General features: G+C 72.1%; 13 protein-coding genes. 9 read left to right on the forward strand and 4 right to left on the reverse strand.

Going from position 1 to position 17,166, the window contains the following annotated elements:
- Position 1: 1 nt before the first annotated feature.
- The 3 genes from gnd to dnaA all read right to left on the reverse strand — a co-directional run bounded on the left by gnd (position 2) and on the right by dnaA (position 5,838).
- Positions 2-919, reverse strand: coding sequence for a phosphogluconate dehydrogenase (NAD(+)-dependent, decarboxylating) (gene gnd, locus C1701_RS10935; RefSeq protein WP_026417851.1), 918 nt, complete (start codon positions 917-919; stop codon positions 2-4).
- A gap of 172 nt (positions 920-1,091) precedes the next feature.
- The gene (gene dnaN, locus C1701_RS10945) at positions 1,092-2,246 is read right to left on the reverse strand and encodes a DNA polymerase III subunit beta (protein WP_026417852.1); all 1,155 of its coding nucleotides are present in this window, start codon (positions 2,244-2,246) and stop codon (positions 1,092-1,094) included.
- Positions 2,247-4,047: 1,801 nt separating this feature from the next.
- A complete protein-coding gene (dnaA, locus tag C1701_RS10950; RefSeq protein ID WP_026417853.1) occupies positions 4,048-5,838 on the reverse strand; it encodes a chromosomal replication initiator protein DnaA in 1,791 nt (596 codons plus the stop codon).
- Positions 5,839-6,505: 667 nt separating this feature from the next.
- On the opposite strand from dnaA, the gene rpmH reads away from it, so the two are divergent.
- The 9 genes from rpmH to C1701_RS10995 all read left to right on the forward strand — a co-directional run bounded on the left by rpmH (position 6,506) and on the right by C1701_RS10995 (position 15,515).
- A complete protein-coding gene (rpmH, locus tag C1701_RS10955; RefSeq protein ID WP_016699000.1) occupies positions 6,506-6,643 on the forward strand; it encodes a 50S ribosomal protein L34 in 138 nt (45 codons plus the stop codon).
- Between the two features lie 9 nt (positions 6,644-6,652).
- Complete coding sequence (gene rnpA / locus C1701_RS10960) at positions 6,653-7,219, forward strand: ribonuclease P protein component (protein WP_081715269.1); 567 nt, start codon at positions 6,653-6,655, stop codon at positions 7,217-7,219.
- Complete coding sequence (gene yidD / locus C1701_RS10965) at positions 7,216-7,536, forward strand: membrane protein insertion efficiency factor YidD (RefSeq protein ID WP_026417854.1); 321 nt, start codon at positions 7,216-7,218, stop codon at positions 7,534-7,536. Before rnpA ends, yidD begins: the two co-directional genes overlap by 4 nt.
- Positions 7,537-7,540: 4 nt before the next feature.
- Entirely contained in the window at positions 7,541-8,530 is a 990-nt protein-coding gene (gene yidC / locus C1701_RS10970) for a membrane protein insertase YidC (protein WP_026417855.1), read from the forward strand.
- Positions 8,531-8,583: 53 nt separating this feature from the next.
- The gene (locus C1701_RS10975) at positions 8,584-9,144 is read left to right on the forward strand and encodes a Jag family protein (protein ID WP_026417856.1); all 561 of its coding nucleotides are present in this window, start codon (positions 8,584-8,586) and stop codon (positions 9,142-9,144) included.
- A gap of 2,948 nt (positions 9,145-12,092) precedes the next feature.
- Positions 12,093-12,536, forward strand: a complete 444-nt coding sequence (locus C1701_RS10980) for an ASCH domain-containing protein (protein ID WP_103057020.1) — start codon at positions 12,093-12,095, stop codon at positions 12,534-12,536.
- 270 nt (positions 12,537-12,806) lie between these two features.
- Positions 12,807-13,559, forward strand: a complete 753-nt coding sequence (gene rsmG, locus C1701_RS10985) for a 16S rRNA (guanine(527)-N(7))-methyltransferase RsmG (RefSeq protein ID WP_337662226.1) — start codon at positions 12,807-12,809, stop codon at positions 13,557-13,559.
- Positions 13,560-13,617: 58 nt separating this feature from the next.
- Complete coding sequence (locus C1701_RS10990; protein WP_026417859.1) at positions 13,618-14,517, forward strand: ParA family protein; 900 nt, start codon at positions 13,618-13,620, stop codon at positions 14,515-14,517.
- Positions 14,514-15,515 carry a ParB/RepB/Spo0J family partition protein gene (locus C1701_RS10995; RefSeq protein ID WP_103055880.1) on the forward strand — a complete coding sequence of 334 codons (1,002 nt, stop codon included), beginning with the start codon at positions 14,514-14,516 and terminating at the stop codon, positions 15,513-15,515. The genes C1701_RS10990 and C1701_RS10995 overlap by 4 nt, the downstream gene beginning before the upstream one ends.
- Before the next feature lie 486 nt (positions 15,516-16,001).
- On the opposite strand, the gene C1701_RS11000 is transcribed toward C1701_RS10995, so the two are convergent.
- Positions 16,002-16,961: a D-alanine--D-alanine ligase family protein gene (locus tag C1701_RS11000; protein ID WP_103055881.1), complete on the reverse strand. Its 960-nt coding sequence runs from the start codon at positions 16,959-16,961 to the stop codon at positions 16,002-16,004.
- Positions 16,962-17,166 lie beyond the last annotated feature (205 nt).

Below are 17,166 nucleotides of genomic sequence, written 5' to 3' on the forward strand. Positions count from 1 at the left end.
GTCAGTGGCCGTGCACGTCGCCCGCGCCGGACGTGGGGCCGGCGTGGTGCACGGCGTGACCGCCGAACTGCTGCCTGAGCGCGGCCACGGCCCGCATCGCCGGGGAGTCGTCCTGCCGGGAGGCGAACCGGGCGAACAGCGCCGCCGACATCACCGGTGCCGGCACCGAGTTGTTGATGGCCTCCTCGATGGTCCAGCGGCCCTCACCGGAGTCCTCGACGTAGCCGCGGAGGTTCTCCAGCTGGGGGTCCCGCTCGAGGGCCTGCACCATGAGGTCGAGCAACCACGACCGCACGACGGTGCCTCGGGTCCAGGCCCGGAGCACCTCGGGCACGTTCTCCACCTGGGGTGCGGCCGCCAACAGCTCGAAGCCCTCCGCGTAGGCCTGCATCAGGCCGTACTCGATGCCGTTGTGCACCATCTTCGCGTAGTGACCCGCCCCGACGCCCCCGGCGTGGGCGAAGCCCTCCTCCCGAGGACCCTCAGGCCGCAGCGCGTCGAACACGGGCATGGCGCGCTCGACGTCCTCGGCGGCGCCGCCGGCCATCAGGCCGTAGCCCTCCTCCAGGCCCCACACGCCACCGGAGACACCGCAGTCGACGTACCGGACGCCGCGTTCGGCCAGGATCTCGGCGTTCCGCTGGTCATCGCTGAAACGGGAGTTGCCGCCCTCGATCACGAGGTCCCCCTCGTCGAGCAACTCACCGAGCCGCTCGACGGTCTCCCGCGTCGGGTCGCCGGCGGGGACCATCACCCAGACCAGGCGGGGCGCCTCGAGCTGGTCGACCAGCTCCTCCAGGCTCGCCACGTCGCGGACCTCGGCGGCGCGGTCGTAGCCCACCACGTCGTGGCCGGCTCGCCTGAGCCGCTCCCGCATGTTGAAGCCCATCTTGCCGAGACCGACCAGTCCGAGCTGCACGAGTACTCCCCCGTTTCCTGATGCTGCGGTTGGGGCGACATCGTCGCCGCCACGACCGGTTCGGGTCAATCCGAACGAAAGGCACGGCACACCCGGCGGGCACGTGTCCTACGTCGCCCCGTCGGTGCTGGTCACCGCGTGCGGCTCGACGACCTCGCCCGGTGGGACCGCGTCAGCCGGGCAGGCGGACCGGCATCAGCAGGTACAGGTAGCCGGGGAGGACCTGGCCCTCCTCGCCGACGGGCTTGATCAGGGCGGGCCGGCTGGACGCGGTGAAGGAGAGGTGCGCTCGTTCGGTGCGCACGGCGCTCAGGCCGTCCAACAGGTAGCCGGGGTTGAAGGCGATCGTGAGGGGCTCGCCCTGGAAGTCGAGCGGCAACTCCTCCTCGGCGCTGCCCTCGTCGTCACCTCCGGCGGAGAGGCGCAGGCTGGACTCGGTGAACTCGAGCCGAACCTGGGCACCACGCTCGGCGACCAGCGAGACGCGCTTGATCGCGTCGACGAGGGGGGCCACGCCGAGCACGGCGCTGGCGGTGTGCTCGCTGGGCAGCAGCTGGCGGTACTTGGGGAACTCGGCGTCGAGCAGCCTGCTGGTGGTGCGGCGGCCGTTGCCGGCCAGACCGAGCAGACCGTCTCCGGAGGCGAGCGAGAGCTCCACCCGGCTCCCGGAACCGCCGAGTGTCTTGGCGGCCTCGGCCAGGGTCCTGGCGGGCACGAGGACGGCGGTCCCGCTGGAGGCCTCGCTGGTGGGCTCCCAGGCGAACTCGCGGACGGCGAGCCGGAAGCGGTCGGTGGCGACCAGCGTGATGCGGTCTCCCTCGATCTCGACGCGCGTCCCGGTCAGCATCGGCAGGGTGTCGTCCTTGCCGGCGGCCACCGCGACCTGGGCGACGGCCTCCGAGAACACGTCACCCGCGACCGCCCCGGCGAGTTCCGGCATCGAGGGCAGCTGGGGGTAGTCCTCGGCGGGCATGGTGGGGAGGCTGAACCGGGAGTTCCCGCAGGTGATGGTGGCGCGTGCACCGTCGATGGTGATGTCGACCGGCTGGTTGGGCAACGACTTCGTGATGTCGGCGAGGAGCCGGCCCGAGACCAGTGCCCGGCCGGGAGTGACGACCGTCGCCGGCACGCCGACCTGCGCGGACACCTCGTAGTCGAAGCCGGAGACCGTCAGGGTCTGGTCTCCGTCGTCGTGCTCGGAGGTGGACTCGGAGCCGGTGTCGAGGAGCACGCCGCCGAGCACCGGGACCGGTGGGCGGGATGGGAGGCTCCGTGCGACCCAGGCAACGGCGTCTGCGAGACCGTCTCGCTCGACACGGATCTTCATCTGGCGTCCTTTCGGGCCGTTGCGATCATGACCGGTGCGCCGGAGATCGCGGTCCACCACGGGAGTCGACAGTCGGGCCGGATGCTGCTGGCGCTCGGAGCCAGACCGACGCTCTGAGCTCGAGCCGCTGGCAGGCGAGGCGCGGGACACCACCGTAGAGCCTGGCTCCGAGCCCTCGACGGCGGGGCTGCCCTTCCCGGGCTTTCTGAGGGCGCGGCGGAGCGACTTGTCCCCACCCCCTGTTTTTCTTTTTTCTTCTCTTCAAGAGAGAAATGTAGTGCTCGTAGTAGGGGCTGTGGATTGTGTGGATAACCCTCGTTGTCCCTGCTGACACGGCATGAGGGGGTGTGGACAGCCTGGGGGTGGATCGGTGGATGAATTTCCTTCACTGTGGATGAATCTTCTTCATCCACACTCTGTCCACAGGTGGCGCGAGTTGTCCACAGATCCATCCACAGATTTGGGGGTAGTTGTACCCAGGTCATGCACAGGGTGGAAGTGGTCTGGATCTCCCCCGATCGGGGCTGTGTACAGGTGCGCGCCCGCCGGATTTCTCCCACGGCACGCAGTCTCGGGCAACGCACCGACAGAAACGGTTGGCGCGACGGGGAGCCCCTGCGACCGCCCCACCCCGGGGCCGGGGCTGGCCACTCCGAGGAGCCCGGTACCCGCCTCCTGGCTCGTACCGCGCCCCGCCGGCGGCTCGGCCCACCTGGCCGCCCGACGAACCAGCAGGGCGCGACCTGGCCGCCCGGAACGGCCGAGGGGACGCCCCTGACGGCGGGTGAGCCCTGAGCGGGCGGAGGCTGGCGACGTGCGCGGGTCCAGCGGCGAGGGGCGGCGGGGAGGAGGCGCTCCGAGGCCGGCGCCTCCTCCGACGGCCCGAGGCGAGGACGTCCTCGGCGAAGGGGGAACACTTCCCGCCCGCACGGCGCATGATGAATCTCGGGGACCCCCAGGCGCGGCCTCCCCAGCCACAGAAAACCGCCTGGATGCGACGCCGGGTGGCACCCGACCCGGCGGGACTCGACCACTGCCCCGCGTGTGTGGCCGGGCGGGAGCGGTGCGGGGCCGGACGCGACGACCAGGAGCCGGCCGGGGCGTGCCACGGCGTTCGTGATCACCGTAGAGCCGGGGTGGGGACCGGGCGCAGCCGGGGCACCGCCCCCGCACCCCCGGGAACGTGCCCCCGGAGCACCAGCGCCGAACCGCCGGCGACGAATCTCGGGGGCCCCCAGGCGCGGCCTCCCCAGTCGCAGAAAAACCGCGGGCTACGACCGGTACGCCCCCGTGCCGGGGGCTTCCCCGGGCGGGTCGACCTCGGCACGGTTCGCCGCACCCGCGTCGCCTCGTGGACCAGCCTAGAGCGATGCTCCTCCGGGCCCGCGTCGGCCGCCCTCCGCGTACCAGCCGGGCACCTCGGACGAATCCGGTGGGCCCGGGAGCGGCGGCCCGGCCCGAGCCGGCCCGACCCCGGGTTCGTCCCCTCCTCGCCCCGGGCGCGACGCCGCCGAACCGCCGGAACCCCGTGAGGTGTCGCGAGCGCGCCCCGCGTCGTCGACGGCCATCCCCGATCGGGGCACCCCGGGCCCTGACGAATGCGAGACCCGCCGCAGCGCGGTCTCCCCAGTCGCAGAAAACCTCCCCGGCGCGACCGTCCGCCCTCCGCGCCGAACCGCGCGTCAGTCGGAGCGCGACCCCACGAGCCGACCGGAGCGTCGGGAGGGCGGCGGCAGCCCTCGTCGCCGGCGTGGGCGGAGCGGCTGACGACCGTCCAGCGGAGGAGCCGAGCGGTGGGCCGTCAGCCCTGGGCCCGCGCGCGCTGCTTGATCCGGGAGGTCAGCTCCTGGACCTGGTCGTAGATCCTGCGCCGTTCCGCCATCTCCTTGCGGATCTTCTTGTCCGCGTACATCACCGTCGTGTGGTCGCGGCCACCGAAGATCTGCCCGATCTTCGGCAGGGAGAGGTCGGTCAGCTCCCGGCACAGGTACATCGAGATCTGGCGGGCCTGGGCGAGCACCTTCATCTTCCCCGGTCCGCACAGGTCGTCCATGCTCACCTTGAAGAAGTCCGCCGTCACCGCCATGATCGTCGGCGCGGTGATCTCCGGCGCCTGGGAGTCCGGGATGAGGTCCCGCATGACGATCTCGGCGAGGTGCACGTCGACCGGTTGCCGGTTCAGCGAGGCGAAGGCGGTGACCCGGATCAGCGCCCCCTCCAGCTCCCGGATGTTCCGCTCGATCCTGGCGGCGATGAACTCGAGCACCTCGGCCGGCGCGGCCAGCCGGTCCTGGGCGGCCTTCTTCCGCAGGATGGCGATCCTCGTCTCCAGCTCCGGTGGCTGGATGTCGGTGATCAGACCCCACTCGAAACGCGTTCGCAGCCGGTCCTCCAGGGTCTCCAGCCTCTTGGGCGGCCGGTCGGAGGAGACCACGATCTGCTTGTTCGAGTTGTGCAGCGTGTTGAAGGTGTGGAAGAACTCCTCCTGGGTGCCCTCCTTGCCCTCCAGGAACTGCACGTCGTCGACCAGCAGCACGTCGACGTCGCGGTAGCGGCGCTGGAAGGCGACCTTGCGGTCGTCCCGCAGGGAGTTGATGAAGTCGTTGGTGAACTCCTCCGTCGAGACGTAGCGGACCCGCATCCCCGGGAAGAGGCGCTGGGCGTAGTGCCCGACGGCGTGGAGCAGGTGCGTCTTCCCCAGCCCGGACTCCCCCCAGATGAACAGGGGGTTGTAGGCGCGGGCCGGGGCTTCGGCCACCGCCACGGCGGCGGCGTGCGCGAACCGGTTGGAGGCTCCGATGACGAAGGTGTCGAAGTTGTACTTGGCGTTCAGCCGGGTCTGCGAACTCGGCGGTCCGTGCCGTGGCGCGGTGTAGGCCTCGGCGCCCCCCTGCGGCAGGCCCCCGACCTGGGGGTGGCCGAGCTGGTCCGAGGGAAGCGCGGCCCCGACCGGGGGCGTCTGCGCCCTGACGTTGTGCCAGACCTCGTTCGCCGGGGCGGCGACCTGGCCGAGCACGTCGTCCTCCGCCTCCCGCTCGTCCTGGTCCTCGACGAGGCCGTGGTGGTCGCGGTCGACACCGCCCACCGAGCCGGGATACCCGGGGGACGGCGGGTGGGCCGGGCCGGGCCGCTCCCCCGACTCCTCCGGGAGCGGCCCCACCGGGTCGTAGATCGAGCCAGGTCGGCCAGTGGGCTCCGCGCGCGGACCGGGGTGGCGGGGACGGGAATCCCCCGCGTAGCCGCCCATCGGCAGCACGGTGCCGAACGGAGGGGTGGGAGTGCTCTCGTGGTGGGGCTGGTGGCCCTGCTGACCGGGATCGGGCGCCGGCGCGATCACGTCGACCTTGACCGCCAGCGAGATGGGCCGCCCGAGGTGTCGGGACAACGCCTCGACGATGGGGTCGCGCAACGCCCGTTCGATGGCGTCCTTCGCGAAGTCGCTCGGAGCGGCCAACAGCGCGGTGCCGTCCAGCAACCCGATGGGGCGGACCACCCGCATCCAGGCGAGTTGGGCCCGTGAGAGGGTGCCGGAGGAGAGCTCCTCGAGCACCTGTTCCCACACGAGACCGAGATTGGCCTGGTGGTCCGACACCTGCGAGTTCCCCTCCCCACGCTGTCCCTGCTCCGTCACCGTCCAGCGACGCCGCCACCCCATGTCGAGCTCCTGTCGACCCCGTGTTCGTTTGACTTGCGACGTCAGCGGTCAGCGGTGCGGGCTGCCGATCCCCAAGATATCCACATAGTTGTCCACAACTGTGCATGAAGGTACGACGGAACACCGGAGCCCCTGTGCTTGGGTCCCGAGGTTCCGTGAACCTGCCCGGAAAGGCCAGTTCAGCGGGCATCGGCCGCCGTGGCCGTCGGAGGTGAGGCACGCTAACAAGCGGGCGCCTCCCGGAACAAGGCGGACAGCTCAGCAGGGTGAACCGGGGATGACGGCTCGGTGGGGGCTCGGCGTGTCGGGCGCAGGTCCCTGGACCACGGCCGATACGTTGGCCAATCCCTCTCCTCACCGGGCGGGTCCCGCGCCTCGCGTGAGGAGGCGGTGTGGACCCGGCAACGGGCACCGCGTAGTCTCATGCGGTCGGTCGTTCCCTGTCACGTACCCTGGGCTACTGTCGCCGTGCCCTGCGCCTCGCGCCGGGACCGGGGACGCCAGGACGCCGAGGGTCGGGATGGAACGTGCGCCGGGTGGCCAGCCACGCATAGCACGCGGAGATCACCGACCCAAGCTGTAGTGACTACCGGGAGACCTGACCGTGAGCAAGCGGACGTACCAGCCGAACAACCGTCGCCGGGCCAAGACCCACGGCTTCCGGCTGCGCATGCGCACCCGTGCCGGCCGTGCCATCCTCGCCGCCCGTCGCCGCAAGGGCCGCGACACGCTGTCGGCCTGACGGTAGGCCGTGCTACCGCCAGCCGCCCGGCTGACCAAGAGCCAGGACTTCGACCTGGTCGTCCGCCGGGGGCGGCGGGCGGGGCGACGTCGCGTCGTGCTGCACGCACTGTGCGTGCCCGAGCTCGGCGTTGGAGCACGGGACACCGACAACGCGGGGTCGACGACCCCGACTTCCCATCCCACCCGCGTCGAGCCCCCTCGCCGCTCGCAGCGTTCGAGCAGCGTCCCCGGCTCGGCCTCGACACGGGTGGGTTTTGTCGTGAGCAAGGCTGTCGGCAACGCGGTGGTCCGCCACCAGGTCGCGCGCCGTCTCCGCCACGTGGTGCGGGAACGGCTGGCCGCCATCCCGAGGGGGACCTCCCTCGTGGTGCGGGCGCTCCCCCCGTCGGCCACGGCCTCCAGTCGCGAACTCGCGGCGGACGTCGACCGGCTCCTGGCTCGGCTGGGGCTCGTCGACGACCCGAGCGCCTCCCGTCGGCGAACCGGTGGGTCCCCGACCGCCGGCCAGGAGCCACCCGCGACGCGCCACGTCGCCGAGGACGGCGGGCGCACCTCCGGTGAGGACGAGGCATGAGTGAACCAGCGGGCGCGGACCGCCGACGAGGCGGAGTCGTCAGTCGGGTCCTGCTGCTCCCGGTGCACGGTTACCGACGCTGGATCTCCCCGTACCTGCCGGCCACCTGCCGCTTCTACCCGACCTGCAGCGCCTACGCAGTGGAGGCGCTGACCGTTCACGGTGCGATCCGGGGGGCATGGCTGACCGTGCGCCGGCTGCTGCGCTGTGGACCCTGGCACCCTGGAGGCTTGGACCCCGTTCCCCCGCGCGACGCCGCGTCCCCGCGGTCCCGCGACGGCGATTCCGGGCTCCCCGACACCCGCGCCGAGGAGTAGCTTCGTGCTCAACTTCATCTACTACCCCGTGTCAGCCATCATGTGGTTCTGGCACAAGGTCTTTGGGTTCATCATCAGCCCGGACAGCGGTATCGCGTGGGCGCTCTCGGTGGTGTTCCTGGTCTTCACCCTGCGGATCATCCTGCTGAAGCCGGCCATCAGCTCCGTGCGGTCGATGCGCAAGATGCAGGAGTTCGCCCCGCAGATGCAGAAGTTGCGGGAGAAGTACGGCAACGATCGCCAGAAGCTGGCGATGGAGATGCAGAAGATCCAGTCCGAGCAGGGGGTCAACCCGCTCGGCGGCTGCCTTCCGATGCTGGTGCAGATCCCGGTGTTCATCGGGCTCTTCCACGTGCTCCGCCAGTTCACCCCGGGCAAGACCGAGGTGTACGTCTTCGGCCAGGCCGAGGTCGAGTCCTTCATCAACGCCCGCCTCTTCGGCGCCCCGCTGTCCGGCTCCATCGCCGACCCGATGTTCGGCGTCGACCCGTGGACCATCGGTTTCGTCGCGGTGCCGCTGACGATCATCGCCAGCATCGCCACCCACCTCACCGCCCGCCACTCCGTGCAGCGGCAGGCGATGAACCCGAGCGTCGGGGCCAACCAGCAGCAGGCCCAGATCATGCAGAAGCTGATGCTCTGGGTGTTCCCGCTGTTCGTGCTCTTCGGTGGCCCGTTCTTCCCGATCGCGATCCTGCTGTACTGGCTGAGCAACAACACCTGGACGCTGGGTCAGCAGTACTTCATCTACCACCGCATCGACCGCGAGGAAGCCGCGAAGAAGGCGGCCGCCGCCGCCAAGGCGGAGCAGTCCCGCAAGGACCTCTCCCCCAAGCCCGGGCAGCGTCCGGCCAAGAAGAAGGGTCCGCAGCCCGGCCAGCACGGCCCGGCCGGGACCACTCCCCCCTCGGCCCCGTCCGGTGGTGCGGGGGACGCGGCGCGGAGCCGACCGGCGACCGGCGGCGCCAAGAAGAAGAACAAGAAGCGTCGATGACCGAGCGCGGTCACGCGTCTCGCATGTCGTGAACCAAGTGAGAGGAGGCACCAGTGTCGGAAGCGGTGCAGGTGACCACCGGCGGTGACGTGGACACCGAGGGTGCCGACGGCACGCCGAACGGAGCGTCCGCCACGCCCGAGGGCGGCGAGGACCTGCTCGTCCGTGAGGGCGACATCGCCGGCGACTACCTGGAGCGGCTGCTCGACCTGCTCGACTTCGACGGGGACATCGACCTTGACGTGGACGGTGGCCGCGCCGTGGTGAGCATCGACGGCGGGGATGACCTGAGCAAGTTGGTGGGTACCCGTGGGGCGACCCTGGAGGCGCTGCAGGAGTTGACGAGGCTGGCGGTGCAGCAGAGCACCGGCGCGCGGAGTCGGCTCATGTTGGACGTCGCGGGGTGGCGGGCGGACCGGCGTGCCGAGCTGTCCGACCTCGGTCGGACCACGGCCGAGCAGGTCAGCCAGACCGGCGATCCGGTGCGGTTGAACCCCATGACCCCCTTCGAGCGCAAGGTGGTGCACGACGCCGTGGCCGGTGTCGAGGGTGTCCGGAGCGAGAGCGAGGGCGAGGAGCCGAACCGGCGGGTCGTGGTGCTGCCCGCCGAGTAGGGCTGAGTTCGTGAGTGGGCCCCGGGAACGACGTTCCCGGGGCCCACTTCCGTTCGGGGCCCTCGGTGGGACCGCTGTCCGACGGCAGCCGGGAGGTGGCGGGCCGGCCTCGCCGCTTGGTGCCGTGGGAGTCCGCGCGCCGGATCGGTGTGAACGGGTGCCGTGGGTGTGGTTCGCCAGCGCGCCGGCCGGTCCTCGCCGTGCCACGCGGGCGGTGACGGGGTTGACGGGCGGCACGGGGTCCGCGACGAGCGATGGGGTGGTCAGCCGGGCGGCCTCGTTCCCGGCTCCACCGGAGCACTCCCCCGAGGGGTCTCCTCCGCCTCGGACGGTGCGTGCCCTCGGCTCGGGGCCTGCTCGGGAGCCGCCGGCGCGGTTCCTGGTGGCATCGTTCCCGCCGGGGCGGTGCTGTCCTCCGGTCACGCGTCGCGGGTTCGGCCTCGCCGGCACGGGAGGTGCCGCGCGGGGTGCGGAGCGCTGGTGGGGTGAGATCTGGAACACCGTCCCCACTGGCGCTCCGGTTGGCGGGTGCCCGGCCGTGCGGCTTGGTGTCCGGGCGCTCCAGGCGGGCCGTGGTGCGGGACGGACCGGTCACCACGCTGGCGGTGACTGGCTCGACGGGGGTGCGCACCGCCGCCGGAGTGCGTGGAGTGCGGCCGTCGGGGTGTTCACCGTGATCGCCGCCCAGTCACGAGCGACGGCGTCCGCGCCGGGTGCGACCGGCGCCTCGGACGGTCGCGGCCGGGAGACAGGGGCGGCGGGAACGTCGGAGGCTCGGGAGGTGGCGGCCGGCCTCCGCACCAGCCGGGCGGGCGTCTCGGTGAGTCGTCGGGCACGGTGTCGGCGGTCGAGCTGGCCCGGTCGGCACGCGAACCGGCGCGGCGGCGGTCGTCCTGGACCCGAGGCGCGACATCGGCGTTGTCGGTGGCGCGTGCTCGCGACGGGCGCGAGCGATGGTTCGCGGACCTCGGGGTGCGTTGGGTGGCGGTGCCGCGTCAGCCCCAGGGACCCGTCCGCCGGTCGTGGGAGCCACCGCCCGTTCCCGCTGCCCCACCGCCCCGGTCATGATCCCGTCCCGCGGCGTCCCCGTCGCGCGTGGCCCGCCGTCCGCCAGCGCCGCGCGACCCGTCGCGACGTGCCAGCGCCGGGGCCAGGGTGCGGGCGGTGCGGAACACGCCCGGCATGTCCAGGACGAGGGCGACCGACCCTGCCTCGCGCGGAGCGGGAGCCGTCCCGCCGGGGGAACTCGGACGGTGTGGATGCCGGCGGCCCTCCACCTGGTGGGGCGACGGTGATCCGGACTGGTCCTGCGTCGAGCGTTGCTCCGCGGTAGGCCGCCGCGGGCCGTGGCCGGCACGGAGTGGGGTGGAGAGCCGTGGAGCGCGACCATGTCGGACGGCGGACGTCCGCTCCGAACGAGCGGTCGATGTTTCACGTGGAACACGACGACGCGCCCGCCTCCCCGGCGGGCCGGTCACGCCCTCCGTGTCGTCGTCGATGCCGCGTGCTGGCGCGGAGGCGGTCGGTGGGAGGACACGCGTCTGGGCCACGGCTCGCGACCCGTCGTCGGGAGCCGTCCCGCGACCCCCGGCGGCAAGGCGTCGGCTGGTCGGGGTCGTGCGGCCGGGGGCGCGGGTCTCGCCGGCCTGACGAGGGGCCCAGCAGCCGTTGCCCGCTCCTGGTGGACGCCGACGGTTGGCAGGCTGTCTCCCTCCGGTGGCTCGCCGCCCCGCCGTGACCGGGAGGCGTCGAGTCACCGCCGAGGTCGGTCCGGCCGGCCTCCAGGGCAAGGTGGGGTCGCCCGGCGGAAGCCTCGACCGGGAGGGGTCAGCCGCGTGGGTTGTCGGCCAGGCTGCTGGGTGGACGACGAACTCGTCGCCGACCATCGGCGGTCCGCCCGGCGTGGGGACGGACGGGCGGGCACGCCTTCCGGATGGTGGCGATGCGGGGGCGGTCTCCCCTCGTCTGCCCGGTAGTCCCGGCTCGGCTGTGCGTCGGGGAGAGCGGGCGGTGGCCGAGCGCGGTGGCGGCCGCCCTCCTGGCCTGCCGTGGGGCGACGTTTCACGTGAAACATCGGTGGATGTGGAGGGTTCGGTGGTCCTCGGCTCTCGCGGCGACCAGAGGGGGAGTTCGGTGCCCGGACGCACGGGCCGAGGTGGATCCACGCCGCCATCCGGATGTCACCTCGCGCGGTCGTCGTCGGTCGTGCCGGGCAGGTGCCCCTGGGGCAGCGGGCGGGCGCGGGGGGAGGAACTCCGGCGAGGAGCGCCCGTCGTCCCGCCCCCGGCCGGCACGCCGTCCGAGTGGAGTGGTCCGGCGAGTGACGCGGCAGGTCGAGGTCGAGGTTGCGGGGTCCGGGCGCTGTCGCCGCGCGACGCCGGATCGGGACAGGTCCAGGCGGGGCGGACCGGGGCGGGGCGGGGCGGGCGGACGGAACGGTGGAAGCGGGTGGGCGCCCGGCCGCGTCGCCGAGTGGGCGGTGGGTTCGGGTCGTGCGGGAGGTCGGCTCTCGGCACGGGCAGCGGATGCGGTGCCGGCCGGCTTCCAGGGGCCGAGTGGACTGGGGAGGCGGTCATCGTCGGCTGTGCTTCCTTCCGGCGGGGGCTGAGCCCGTCGTCCTGGCCTAGCCCTCGCCGTGGTGCCCCGGGACCGGCGGTGCTCCGGGCGCCCGCCGATCGGTGGATCGGACCCGCCGGGGCGATCGACCGGACGGACCCGGGAGAACGCGGGACGGGCGGCCGCTGTCGACGGTGGCGAGTGTGGTTCCGGGCGTGGAGGAGGGAGGCATCCGGAGGGGATGGCTGGGAGCCCGGTCCTCGTCGCGCACCGCTCCCCGCAGCCGGGAGCGTGCCCACCGGTGCTCGTCCCGTCCTTCCTTCGAGGTGTGGGTCAGGTATGTGACCCGTTGGTCGTTCCCGGGAGATCGAGTTGCCGGTAGCGTGCTGACCATGCCGCCTTCGGGTCTTCCGATCGCCGAGTTCGCCTTTCCCGGACCGCTGCGCGATCGGCTGGTCGTCGCGGTGCTCTCGGGCACCAAGACGGCCACGTCCGCGCTGCTCGTGGAGTACGGGAGCGAGGGTGTGCCGCTTCCCGAGGTGGGTGCCCGGTCCGTCGTGGTCGACTCGGCCGAACGCCCCGTTGCGGTCATCGAGACCACCGACGTCCGGGTGTCCCGATTGGACGAGGTCGATCTCGCCCACGCCCGCGCCGAGGGCGAGGGTTATGACTCGGTGGTGGCCTGGCGTGCCGGGCACGAGGAGTTCTGGTGCGGAGCGGACTTCCGCGCCGCCATCGGGGACCCGAGCTTCACGCCCTCCGACGGGACGCCCGTCGTCCTCGAGTGCTTCCGGGTCGTTGAGGTGTCCTCCGTCGCGGTCGTGACGTCACGGTGACGAAACCGGGGACGACGGTTGGCCCGGGAGGTGCGAGGTGTGCCGCCGAACGGTGGTGCGGACGAGGTCGGGAGACGTCGATGGGAGGTGGCGGGGCGGGCGTTCCCACCGCCACTCGTGGTTCCCGGTGGCGCGGTGGTGGCGAGGCCACCTCCGATGAGGACGTCCTGATCGGTACCCGGCCGGGGCCATGTTTCACGTGAAACATGGCGGACGGCGCCGTAGATTGAGCAAGCAGTCGATGTTTCACGTGAAACCGGAAAGTGTGTGATGACAGAACGGCAGCCACCCCCGGCGGGCGAAGTCGGACGTGGCGCGGATGACGTGGTGTTGCCCCCCGCTTCGGAGGAGGAGCCGCCCGCCGCCGCTGACCTCTTCGGCGACCACCTCCCCCGCGCCCGCCGGTTGGTCGACCTCCTCGTCGAACACGGAGAACGACGTGGCCTGGTCGGCCCGAGGGAGTTGGGACGGCTCTGGAGCCGTCACGTGCTGAACTCGGCCGCCGTCCAGGAGCTCGTGCCCGTGGGGAGTCGCCTGATCGACGTCGGTTCCGGTGCTGGGCTCCCCGGCCTCCCACTCGCGATCGCTCGCCCCGACATCAGGATGACGCTGCTCGAGCCGATGGCTCGACGGGTGGCCTGGCTGGAGGAGGCGGTGGAGGTCCTGGGGTTGGACGTCGCGGTGGTGCGAGGACGAGCGGAGGAACGCCAGGTGCGCTCCGAGCTCGGAGGAGCCGATGTGGTCACCGCCCGTGCGGTCGCTCCGCTCGCCAAACTCGGCACCTGGTGCCTGCCGCTGTTGCGCCCCGGTGGGCAGCTGCTCGCTCTCAAGGGCGCGTCGGCGGAGGAGGAGGTCGAACGCGACGCCGCCGCACTGTCCAGGGCTGGGGGCTCCCGGGCCCACGTGGTGCGGTGCGGAGCGGAGTCGCTGGCGGAACCGACGACCGTCGTGGTCGTGGAACGCGGGCAGGCCGCGCCTCCGTCGCGGCGTGCTCCGGCACGCGGTCGCCGGACCGGCAGGTGACGCGCGCGGATCGGGAACAAGCGATGTTTCACGTGAAACCGTGGAGGTGGGCAGGTCTGTGAGTTACGAGAAAGGGCAGTTGGACGTGGAGTGGACGCCGATCGAGCAGGAGGCCGCGCGGGCCACGAAGGTGCTGCACCCCACCGAGACGCTGCCGGTTCCGGCGCAGCGTCGGGTCGTCGCGGTGGCCAACCAGAAGGGCGGGGTGGGCAAGACCACCAGTACCGTGAACATCGCCGCGGCGCTCGCGCTGCGGGGTCTGAAGGTCCTGGTGATCGATCTCGACCCCCAGGGGAACGCGAGCACCGCGTTGGGAGTGGACCACCACTCGAACACCCCCTCGGTCTACGAGGTGCTGCTCGGTGAGATCAGCATCGCCGACGCCGCCGCCGTCAGCACCCAGTCGGACAACCTGGTGTGCATCCCCGCGACCATCGACCTGGCCGGCTCCGAGATCGAACTGGTGTCGATGGCGGCCAGGGAGACGCGGCTCAAGGAGGCGTTGTCCACCGAGGCGCTCGACCACCTCCAGGCCGACTACGTCTTCATCGACTGCCCACCGTCGCTGGGGCTGCTCACGGTGAACGCGCTCGTCGCGGCGCAGGAGGTGCTGATCCCGATCCAGTGCGAGTACTACGCGCTGGAAGGGCTTGGGCAGCTCCTGAACAACATCGAGCTGGTGAAGGCGCACCTGAACCCGTCGCTTCGCGTCTCCACGATCCTGCTCACGATGTACGACGGTCGCACCAAGCTCGCCGATCAGGTGACGAGCGAGGTCCGTGGCCACTTCGGTGACCTGGTGTTGCGTACCGTCATCCCGCGAAGCGTGAAGGTGTCGGAGGCACCTGGCTACGGGCAGACGGTGCTGGCCTACGACCCGGGTTCACGGGGAGCGATGAGTTACCTGGACGCCGCGCGGGAGATGGCGGTCCGGGGTGCGAACGGGGAGACAGGATGAAGGACCGGAAGGGCGGGCTCGGACGGGGCCTCGCCGCGTTGATCCCGAGTGGCCCGGCGGTGGTGGAGCAGACCGCGTCGGTCGCGGCGCCGGCCGCGCCCCGAGCCGGGGCGGTCGGAACGGTGCCCGCCGCACCACCCCGGTGGTCCGCCGGCGAGGATCCGGGCGATGCGGAGCCCGAGGTGGCCGGGGCGATCTACCGTGAGGTCCCCATCGGCGACATCCGGCCGAACCCGAAGCAGCCGAGGCAGGTCTTCGACGAGGAGGCGTTGTCCGAGCTGGAGCACTCGATCCGCGAGTTCGGGCTGATGCAGCCCATCGTGTTGCGTGAGCTGGGCCGCGGCGAGTACGAGCTCGTGATGGGTGAGCGTCGCTGGCGGGCCTCGCAGCGCGCCGGGCTGGAGACCATCCCGGCGATCGTGCGGCGGACGGCGGATGACGCCATGCTGCGGGACGCGCTGCTGGAGAACATCCACCGGGTGCAGCTCAACCCGCTGGAGGAGGCGGCCGCGTACCAGCAGCTGCTGGAGGAGTTCGGCGTCACGCACGAGGAGCTGGCCTCCCGGCTCGGGCGCAGTCGGCCGGTGATCACCAACACGATCCGGCTGCTCCGGCTGCCGCTTCCGGTGCAGCGCCGGGTGGCGGCGAACGTGCTGTCCGCCGGGCACGCGCGGGCGCTCCTCTCGCTGGAGGACCCGGGAGGTCAGGAGGAGCTCGCGAGTCGGATCGTCGCCGAGGGGTTGTCCGTTCGGGCGACGGAGGAGGCGGCGACGCTCGCGCGTCGTGCCACTCCCCCGAAGCCGAAGCCAGCCGCTCCACGCCCCGAACCCTCGCTCGGCCTGGAGGCCGTGGCGGACCGGTTGGCCGACGTGTTCGACACCCGCGTGAAGGTGGACATGGGACGTCGCAAGGGGCGCATCGTCGTGGAGTTCGGCTCGGTGGACGATCTGGAGCGCATCGTGCGGATGATCACGGCAAACGGGACGAATGGGACCTGATCGACCTGCGAGGGGAACCATGCCACCGTGTTCCGTCACGGTGACGAAAAGGCGGAGGTCGGTGAACGGCCTCCGCCGTCCTCGTCCCACCGGTGTGCCGCCTCCCGAGGAGAGGACCGGCGACCCAGCCCGGTGGCTCGGGGGCTCGAAGGATCTCGGCCAGCCGATGCCCGGTCTCGGTGCGGCCGGACGGGAACGAACACGGCCGCCACTCCCCCAGCCGAGTGGCGGCCTCCGCTTCCGTCCCGACTCACCCGAACGGCCGTGGGTGGTGCCCGGCCGTTCGCCCGGAGGCACGCCGGTCAGGCCCCGAAGCCGGGGACGACGATCGCGGGCGAACCACGACGGCGGGGCGGCGGGGCACGGCCACCGAGGACACGGCGGCCAGGAGGCCGGGCCGGCTGGCGGAGGGCGCCGTCTCGCGACCAGGATGAGGTCAGCGTCGTTCCGGCCTCGACGGCTCCTGCGGTCGGTCGGGCTCGGGGTTCAGAGCACGCGGCCGCCTCTGGCCACGGCGCGCTCCACGAGGCCGGCGAACACCTCACCGAGCGAGCGGCCCGCCGCGTCGGCCGACATCGGGAGCAGGGAGGTCTCGGTCAGTCCTGGTGAGACGTTGACCTCGAGGAAGTGCACGTCCCCGTCCGCCGTCACCACCGCGTCGGTCCGCGAGACGTCCCGGAGCCCGAGCAGCTGGTGGGCGGCCACCGCCAGGTCCGCCACCTTCCGCGCCTGACCTGGCTCGAGTCGGGCCGGGGTGTGGAACTCGGTCAGCCCCGCCGTGTACCGGGACGCGTAGTCGTAGAAACCGCTCGCCGGTTCGATCTCCACGGCGGGCAGCGCGGTTGGTCCCTCCGAGCCCTCGATGACGCTGACGGCGACCTCGACGCCCTCGACGTAGCGTTCGATCAGCACGCTGTCGGAGTACGACAGCACCCCGACCATGGCCGCGGGCAGTTCCTCGGCCTCGGTGACCAGCCTGGCCCCGAGCGCGGATCCGCCCTGGTCGGGCTTCAGCACCAGCGGGAGGCCGAAGCGGGTGACGACCGCGTCCAGCACCGCCCGCGCACCCAGCGTGCGGAAGGTGCTGTGGGGCAACGACACCCAGTCCGGGGTGGAGTGCCCCGCCCGGAGCATCTCCGTCTTGGCCGTGGGCTTGTCCCAGGCGCGGCGGCACCAGCGGGAGTCGGTGCCCACGAAGGGCACGCCGGCCAGTTCCAGCACGGACTGGAAGGCCCCGTTCTCACCCTCCCCACCGTGGAGGGCCAACACCACCGCGTCGGGGCGGTGCCGGCGGAGACGACCGAGGAGTTCGCCGTCGGCGTCCCACTCCTCCACGGTCAACCCCACCGTCCGCAGCGCGGCGGACAGCCGACGTCCGGAACGAAGCGAGACGTCCCGCTCGTGGGACAGGCCTCCGGACAGCACGGCGACCCAGCGATCTGACACGCCAGCAACTCCTCGTCTCAGGCGGAACGTCGACTGACCGCACACCTTAGTTCGACGCCTCCGGTGTCCCCGCGCGGGCGGTACCGGCCGGGGACACGCCCGGTGCCCTCCTGGTCGTGTCCGGGGGAGGGGCGGGTACGGGTGCTGGGCCGGTACCCGCGTCAGGCGCCTGAGCGGCGCGTGCCGAGCACGGCCCGGGCCAGGT

It is taken from the genome of Actinoalloteichus sp. AHMU CJ021 (assembly GCF_002895405.1).
GTDB lineage: Bacteria > Actinomycetota > Actinomycetes > Mycobacteriales > Pseudonocardiaceae > Actinoalloteichus_B > Actinoalloteichus_B caeruleus.

Excerpts from the sequence above, each read along its gene's own strand:
- dnaN (WP_026417852.1), bottom strand. The coding sequence starts at position 2,246 with ATGAAGATCCGTGTCGAGCGAGACGGTCTCGCAGACGCCGTTGCCTGG.
- yidD (WP_026417854.1), top strand. The coding sequence starts at position 7,216 with ATGAGTGAACCAGCGGGCGCGGACCGCCGACGAGGCGGAGTCGTCAGT.
- C1701_RS10995 (WP_103055880.1), top strand. The coding sequence starts at position 14,514 with ATGAAGGACCGGAAGGGCGGGCTCGGACGGGGCCTCGCCGCGTTGATC.
- rsmG (WP_337662226.1), top strand. The coding sequence starts at position 12,807 with ATGACAGAACGGCAGCCACCCCCGGCGGGCGAAGTCGGACGTGGCGCG.
- C1701_RS10980 (WP_103057020.1), top strand. The coding sequence starts at position 12,093 with ATGCCGCCTTCGGGTCTTCCGATCGCCGAGTTCGCCTTTCCCGGACCG.